Raw genomic sequence first — 6,992 nt, 5'->3', positions numbered from 1 at the left:
GGGGCGACGTGGGCTGAAAACAGCGCTTACAGGGCATGTGCGGCTTTGCAGTTTGATCGCTGACCTATCAATACCAGTCCCGCCGAACCGATCCGGCCTTTCTGAAGAAGCGCATCAAGGAGATCTGCGAGACGCATGTCCGTTATGGCTACCGGCGGGTGTATTACATCTTGCGCCGGGACGGGTGGGCCGTGAACCTGAAGAAGGTCTACAGGCTTTACAGGGAGTTGGGCCTGCAACTGCGGAACAAAACACCCAAGCGGCGGGTCAAGGCGAAGCTGCGGGAGGATCGTGCGCCGGCGAACAGGCCGAACGATGTCTGGGCCATGGACTTCGTTCACGACCAGCTGGCGACGGGGCGCAAGCTTCGCATCCTGACGGTGGTTGACACGTTCTCGCGGTTATCGCCGGTGATCGATCCACGGTTCAGTTATCGTGGCGAAGACGTGGTCGCCACGCTGGAACAAGCATGCAGGAAGATCGGCTATCCGAAGACGATCAGGGTAGACAATGGCAGCGAGTTCATCTCTCGAGACATGGATCTGTGGGCTTACCAGCGCGGTGTGACCCTGGACTTCTCCCGCCCTGGCAAGCCCACAGACAATGCGTTCATCGAGGCGTTCAACAGCAAGCTGCGCAGCGAATGCCTGAACGCTCACTGGTTCCTGAATCTGCAAGACGCTTGCGAAAAGCTGGAGGCCTGGCGTAGACACTACAACGAAGAGCGACCGCACAGCGCGATCGGGAATATCCCCCCGATCATGCTGGCAAACTCAGCCGGTGAGACCAGCCCACGGTTCTGAGAAAGGCGGAAAAATCCAGACCCAAGTGGTCCGACGTTGGGTAGCAGTGCACAACAACCGCCCGGCTCTAATCCCAGCTGGGGGAACGCTGGGGGTCACGTCACCACGAACTTCTGGCGCGCAGCCCTGGCGAAATGACGAACGCCGCACCGGGGACGCCATGGGAAATCCTGCCCGTGCAAGGGCGCGCGCCGGTTGCCTATGTCGAGGCAGCCGCATCGCCCAGTATCACGTCATTCTCGCTCTACTGCGAAAACGGCAGGCCCTATATGGCGATGCTGTTGAACAAGCCTGCCAGCAGCCAGCGGAGCACCGTGACTTGGAACTTCGCGGGCGGACTGGTCGACATTCCAGTGCAACGGGCGAACAACGCCGGCACCTACTGGGTGGGCGGAATCACCGGAACACCGCTGCTTCAGCAACTGCTCACCCAAAAGGGTATGGTATTCCTGCGGATCGACGGCAGGCTTGAGGGACAAGCTTCACTGATCAATGCCCCATCGACACTGCGTGCGGCGCTGCGACAGTGCGTGAAACTGTAATTTCCGTCGCACTCCATGGGGCGATTCCGGGCGGAATCGATCGTGTCGACCGTGGACGGGCCCGCATATGGAAGCGGATCATCGAGCCGCAGGCGCACCCAAAATCGGCGGAGAAATTACCATCAGTCATTTTACGCTCGAAATACTGGCTCAGGCCTTCCGCAGTGGGGAGAAGAGAGCACACCCTACCCCTCACCGGGAGTCGATCTTTGGCGTAAGATATTGATCTGCAATACCTTTGTCCGTACGCCCCGAAATCCCGCAGAACTGACCATTGGTCACCGCGCTGACCACTGGTGACCAGCTGCCCCAACCCTCTGACAGCAAACGGATATCCACGCTTGAATTTGCAGCTTGTTCTATCTATGTTCTAAATCAAGGAGGCGGATCGTAAAGGGGCGTGGAGAATGCCCGAATGCCGCGACGCCATCACCTTGCCTGCTATGTAACGCAGGATATCTTCGACCAGTTCTGTGCTCTTGCAACAAGCCGCCACATGACGGTGACGGGCCTGCTGCGCAAACTTGTCATCGACGAACTCGACGCCGCTGCGCTGCTCGGTCCGGGCGATCTGGAGCGCAATGTCATGTTCACGGCAAGGGCGGTGGGCGCGCTGCTCGAACGCCATGATCCCAAACTCTATGCGCAGGTAATCACAGCCTGGCGCAGCGACCTTTCCGGCGAGGACCGCGGCGATGTGGGATGACGCGCGCTCCACCTTTGACGAGCCGTTCTACCTCACCCGCTGGGTCGGTCCGAAGCTGGCCGTCGCTATCGTTTTTGCAGTCCTTTACCTGTCGATCCGGTACCAGCTGGAGGTCCATTCCAGCGTCACCACCAACACCTTCGGCCTGGCCCATGCCAAGGCGAATTTGTTCCTGTTTCTGGGCGCGAGCGGGGACGCGCAATGGTACTTCTCTGGTGGTGGCGAAAGCTTCGTCGTGCAGCAGGACGTGGTCGCAACCACTAATCCTTTCATGGCGGCGTGGGCCCATATGCTGGACCGGATCGTGCGCGGTACATGGATCGCGGCAGGTCTGCTGTTCGCACCGCCAGCGCTCTGGCATTCGTTGCCCGTTCTGGAAGAAGCACTGGCCCGGTTCAGGTTGCAATGGGCAAGATTGCGTGAGCGGAATGCGCTGCCGGAAGACGTACCGGTTGAGCCCCCGGTACCGACCAAACCACGGCGGCGGCCCAAGTCCAAGGCGGTGCGTGGCGAGCAGCTTTCCTTGCCCTTCGCCGAACCTGACGGGAGACGGCCCAAGGCTTCGAGCGATGCGATCGATCCGATACAAACGCGCACTGTGCAGCGTGTCGAACAAGTGCCGACGCGCCCACCCGATCCGGCCTCTGAACTGCCACCCGCCTTGCCGCCGCCGGTGACCTCCGAGGAACCCCGGTTCGTTCCCGGTCAGGCCCGCCGCAAGTCAAAGCGTGAGGACAAATAATTGCTCTCGGTTGCATCGGTTCGTTCGGCAGGAGGCGCGGCATCGTACTTCGCTGCCGACAACTATTACACCCGCGAACAGGGCCAGGGTGAATGGTTCGGCAAGGGCGCCGAGGCATTGGGCCTGACTGGCAGGATCGATGCAAAGCAGTTCGAAGCCGTGCTGCGCGGCGAACTGCCCGACGGTTCGCGCGTGGGTCGCGAAGGCATTCACCGTGCCGGGATCGACCTCACATTCTCGATGCCCAAGAGCTGGTCGCTGATCGCGCTGGTGGGCGGGGACCGGCGGATAATCGAGGCCTATGGCGAGGCGGTAAAGGCAACGCTTGGCTGGGCAGAGAGGAACGCGGCGCAGGCCCGTGTCGATGACGGGAAAGGCCAGAAACTGGTGCCGACCGGCAACCTTGTTGTCGGCCTATTCGAGCACGATACGAGCCGAGCTCAGGAACCGCAAAGCCACTTCCATGCCGTTATCGCCAACATGACGCAGTTGCCGGGTGGCGAATGGCGCGCGCTGCGCAATGACAAGCTCTGGACCTTCAACACGCTATTGAACTCGATAACGATGGCGCACTTCCGGCGCAGCGTCGAAGCGATGGGCTACAGGATCGGCGACCGTTCGAAACACGGCAACTTCGAAGCAGCCGGTATCGCGCGCAACATGGTGATGGCATTCAGCACCCGCCGCCAGCAGATTCTGGCCAAGATCAGCGAGATGGCATCGCGTTCTCCGCAAGCTCTACAGGCTGCCACGCTGATGACCCGCGAGAACAAGGCGCCTGTCGAGGATCGCCGCGCGCTCTATGCAGGATGGAAGGAGACCGCAACCGAGATCGGGCTCGATCTGAACGCCATTCGCGCCGAAGCGGATCAAAGGTTCCAATCCGAACCCGGCATGACCCGGCGCATGGGCGAAGTGTGGAGCACGATTGCCAGCAAGGCGCGGGATATTGCCGATCGCTTTGCGAGTGCCGTGGGTCTGCCATCCAGCGATCCCTATCTGCCGCAGCGGTTCCCCAATCAGACACCAGGCGACATTGCCGCTGCCCATGCGGTGGCATCAGCCATCCGTCACCTCGAACAACGCGAGGCAGGCTTTGCCGTGACCGATATTGCGAAGGCAGCGCTCGACTTCGGCCTGCCGACGACCATCGACGAGGTCGAGAAGGCGATCGATCGTCAATTGCGCAATGGCAACCTGCAACGGGGGGCTGAGGAGCGTGTCGGACTGGTCACGACCACGCAGGGGCTGGCGACCGAGCGGCGCATGCTGGAGGAAATCGACAAGGGGCGCGGGACAGTCGTGCCGATCCTGTCGTCCGATCTCGCCGGGGAAAGTCTCCAGCACTTTGCGCAAGAAACGAACGGCTTTGCACTCAATCCCGGACAGGAAGCGGCTGGACGAATGATGTTTGCCTCCTCCGACCGCATCGTTGCCATCCAAGGAATTGCCGGAGCGGGCAAGTCGAGCCTGCTCGCACCCGCCGCGCGTCTGTTCGAAACACAGGGGCGCAAGGTCATGGGGCTGGCCGTGCAGAACACCCTGGTGCGTCAGCTTGAGCGCGATACCGGTATCGCCTCGATGACCGTGGCGCGGTTCCTCAAGGCCTATCGCCGGGATGTTGATAGAACTGCCAGGGCAGAGATGGCAGGCAGTGTGCTCGTGGTCGACGAAGCCTCGATGCTGGCCAATGCCGATCAGCTGCAACTGGTCGAGATCGCCAACCGGCTGCAGGTCGCGCGTCTCGTGCTGATCGGCGATGCGAAGCAGCTTGGCGCGGTCAATGCCGGCAAACCCTTTGCCCTCGCACAGGACGGAGGGATCGCGACCGCGCAGATGGACCAGAATGTTCGTGCCCGCGACGATACGATCCGCGAGGTCGCGAAAGCCGCGCAGGCAGGCGACGTCAACAAGGCCATGATCCTGCTCGCTGGCAAGGTGGTCGAAGCAACTGGCGGCGTGGTCGAACGGGCCGCGCGGCAATGGCTCGATCTGCCGAGGGACGAGCGTGAACGGACCATGATCTTTGCATCAGGCCGGCGGTTGCGCGATGCGGTCAACCTGACCGTGCAGGCGGGACTTCGTGACTTGGGCGTGCTCAGTGGTGACAAGCTGGCCGTTCGGGCGCTGGACCGGGTCAACCTCACCAATGAGGAACTGCGCTACGCGCACCACTACAAACCGTGCCGGATTGTCGAGCTGGCCAAAGCCGTCAAGGCACAGCGACTTGTCGCAGGACTTTACGCGGTCACCGGCGTAAATGAAAATGGCCGCGTGGAACTGGTCGATGCCCATGGCAAGCCGCATCGCTTCGATCCCGACCGTATCCGGCCCGGACAGGACAATCGCATCGCGCTTCACGAACAGCGGGAGCGGACCATCCATGCGGGCGATCGCATCCGCTGGACGACGAACGACCATCAGCGCGGGCTTCTCAACGCCGATCGCGCCACGGTCACGGCGATCGGCAAGTCCCATGTCAATATCGAAACCTCGACCGGCATGAAGATGACCCTGGCAAAATCCGATCCGATGCTTTCCCGGATCGATCTGGCCTATGCTTACAATGCGCACATGGCCCAGGGCATGACCACCGACAAGGCGATCGTCGTCATGGAAGCACGCGATACGAAACTGCTGACCCGGCAGAACTTCCTCGTCTCGGTTACCCGCGTGCGCGACGATCTTACCGTCTATGTCGACAAGGCCGACCAGGCCCAGCGGAAGCTGGAACTGCAATCGGGTGAAAAGACCTCGGCGCTGGAAACCGTCGGCGAGAAGGAACCCAGGGCGCCCGAACTCGAATTGCAGCGCGAACGGGTCAAACCGTTCGAGATCGGCATTTGATTAGCGGCTTGGCCAGCCCAGCATCTTGTGCGGCGCGGGGAAAGCGTCGAGCAGCGTCGCGCCCCAGACATCGAGCAACTCGCGCCGACGTTCCATGTAGGCGGCGCGATTGTAGGCCCCTTCCGATCCCGACACGCCTTCGGGAACATGGGCAAGGATCAGGTCGATCACATGCCGGTCGCCCGGCGAACCGTTGCGTTCGGCCCATTCGTTCATGATCGTCGAGAACGAAGCCCGCCATCCATGCGGGACATGCCGCCCCTGATAGCCGCAACGGTTGTAGAAGTATGAAAGCGTGTTCTCGCTCATGGGCCGGTGGGCATTGCGGTTCGATGGAAAGATCAGCGGCCCGCGCCCGGTCAGCACCCATCCCGCGCGCAGGACATCGACCGCCTGCGGCGACAGCGGCACCAGGTGTTCGAATCCGTCATCGGACTTCAGCTCCTTGTCGAGCTTCATGCGATAGGCCGGTACCCGCCACAGCGCATCGGGGCACGGCTCATTGCTTTGCCAGTCCACGCCCTCGATCTCGTCCCATGGGAGCGCGCGGATCATGCCGGGGCGCTGTGCGGTCAGGGCCAGGAACCGTGAGGCGAGCTTGGTCAGCGGCGATGCCGGATCGGCTTCGGTCTTGCGCACCATGTCCTGCAACGCGTCGAGCGAGAGGAAGGCGGGCCGCTTCTTCGCGCGCGGCACGGGCTTCAGCGCCTTGGTCACGATTGCCGCCGGATCGCGCGAGCCTGCCCCTTCGGCAATGGCATGGACAAACACCGCCGACATGCGCTGGCGGACCCGGTGCGCCGTCTCGATCGCGCCGCGCTTCTCGATCTTGCGGAGCACGGACAGCACCATGGGTTCATCTATCTCGGCAATCGGCAGCATCCCGACCCACGGGAAGACTTCCTTCTCCAGGCTCGTGATCACATCGCGGGCATGGACTGGCGTCCAGCGGTCCTTTTGCAGATCGTACCAGCCCCGTGCCAGTGCTTCGAAGGTATTGACTGCTGCGACCGCGCGTTCAACCTTTGCCTTGGCCGCCTCGATCCCCGGATCGCGGCCATCCGACAGGAGCCGTCGGGCATCGGCCTTGCGGTCCCGCGCTTCCTTCAGGCCCATATCGGGATAGCGGCCCAGGACCAGCCTTCGTTCCTTGCCGGCAAAGCGATATTTGAGCCGCCAGCTACGCAAACCTGCTTTCGAGACGAACAGGTACAGCCCTTCGGAATCGGCGAGCTTGTAGTCCTTCTGCCTGGGCATTGCCTGCCTTACGGCCATGTCGGTCAGCATCTGTGCCCCCAAAGTCGCGTTCCGCTGCCCCCATATGTGCCCCCGGATCGGGGTGGATGCAGGCG

The 6,992-nt window shown here is 62.1% G+C and carries 5 protein-coding genes and 1 pseudogene; 5 read left to right on the top strand and 1 reads right to left on the bottom strand.

All coding sequences use genetic code 11. The features are described 5' to 3' along the window. The 5 genes and pseudogenes from A7A77_RS16255 to mobF form a co-directional block, all read left to right on the top strand. Positions 1–803, top strand: a pseudogene (locus A7A77_RS16255) (IS3 family transposase); the annotation flags it as partial. A 134-nt stretch (positions 804–937) separates the two neighbouring features. Beyond that, positions 938–1,345 carry a hypothetical protein gene (locus tag A7A77_RS16250; RefSeq protein WP_047819505.1) on the top strand — a complete coding sequence of 136 codons (408 nt, stop codon included), beginning with the start codon at positions 938–940 and terminating at the stop codon, positions 1,343–1,345. Between the two features lie 415 nt (positions 1,346–1,760). Next, positions 1,761–2,051, top strand: a complete 291-nt coding sequence (locus A7A77_RS16245; RefSeq protein ID WP_047819506.1) for a hypothetical protein — start codon at positions 1,761–1,763, stop codon at positions 2,049–2,051. Continuing rightward, positions 2,041–2,793 (top strand): hypothetical protein, encoded by a 753-nt coding sequence (locus tag A7A77_RS16240; RefSeq protein ID WP_047819507.1) that lies wholly within the window; start codon positions 2,041–2,043, stop codon positions 2,791–2,793. The genes A7A77_RS16245 and A7A77_RS16240 overlap by 11 nt, the downstream gene beginning before the upstream one ends. Further along, the gene (mobF, locus tag A7A77_RS16235; protein WP_066560736.1) at positions 2,794–5,640 is read left to right on the top strand and encodes a MobF family relaxase; all 2,847 of its coding nucleotides are present in this window, start codon (positions 2,794–2,796) and stop codon (positions 5,638–5,640) included. On the opposite strand, the gene A7A77_RS16230 is transcribed toward mobF, so the two are convergent. Further along, the gene (locus A7A77_RS16230) at positions 5,641–6,897 is read right to left on the bottom strand and encodes a tyrosine-type recombinase/integrase (protein ID WP_245626539.1); all 1,257 of its coding nucleotides are present in this window, start codon (positions 6,895–6,897) and stop codon (positions 5,641–5,643) included. Positions 6,898–6,992: the final 95 nt, after the last annotated feature.

It is taken from the genome of Croceicoccus bisphenolivorans, from assembly GCF_001634625.1.
Lineage (GTDB): Bacteria > Pseudomonadota > Alphaproteobacteria > Sphingomonadales > Sphingomonadaceae > Croceicoccus > Croceicoccus bisphenolivorans.
Note: the sequence above shows the minus strand (reverse complement) of the source record. Positions and strands in the feature narration are given on the sequence as shown.